The sequence below is a fragment of the Rhizobacter sp. P3_B12 genome (assembly GCF_056402895.1).
Genome location: NZ_JBFUGN010001596.1, coordinates 1 through 792 on the forward strand (window position 1 = coordinate 1; position 792 = coordinate 792).

Genomic DNA, 792 nt, shown 5'->3' on the forward strand with positions numbered 1-792 from the left:
ATCCTCCACCTGCAGCCCGACCACGCCCTGCACCGGCCCGATTGCCGCATGCGTCGCCTCGACGCGCAGCTCGTTGCCGGCCGTCTTGAAGGTCGTGCCGACCGCGCCGGTGCCGGTGTCGACCTCCTGGTGCTGGTAGCGCGTGTGGTTGAAGCTCGCGCGCAGCCCGGTGAACGGCCCGTCCAGCTGCTTCACCTCGCCGGCCACGCCGACGTGGTCGCGCTTCATGTCGATGTCGACGTCCGGCTCGGCCACCGCGCCATAGGTGCTGCGGTAGGTATCGACCGACAGGCCGAGGTAGCCGTGGTCGAAGAACACCGAGCCGCCGACCGCGCCGCCGTGCGTGTCGCTGGCCGACGCGCGCACGCGCTTGGTCTCGGGCTGGTCCTCGCCATCGCTGCGCGGCGTGAAGCTCGGCACGTGCAGGTCCGAGGTCTTGCGGCCGAAGGCGTCCACGTGCAGCCCGAACTGGCCGTTGCCGGTCTCCAGCAAGGCCGCGCCGCCGCGTTCGGCATCGGCACCGCCCAGGCGCAGCTCGGCCGAGCCGCTCAGCCCGTCCAGCCGGGTCGACGGGATGCGGTTGTCCAGCGCGTTGACCACGCCGCCCACCGCGCTGCCGCCGTACAGCAGCGCGCCCGGGCCGCGCAGCACCTCGATGCGGTCGACGATCAGCGGATCGATCGGCACCGCGTGGTCGAAGCTCAGGCTCGACGCATCGAGCGAGCCGCCGGCGTTGCTGAGCATGCGCACGCGGTCGCCGTCGAGGCCGCGGATCACCGGCCGGTTCGCGTT

General features: G+C 72.5%; 1 protein-coding gene. It reads right to left on the minus strand.

Going from position 1 to position 792, the window contains the following annotated elements; genetic code table 11:
- Nucleotides 1-792, minus strand: a 792-nt coding sequence (locus AC1D01_RS37115; RefSeq protein ID WP_477874874.1) for a TonB-dependent receptor plug domain-containing protein, incomplete at both ends; no start/stop codon positions are given.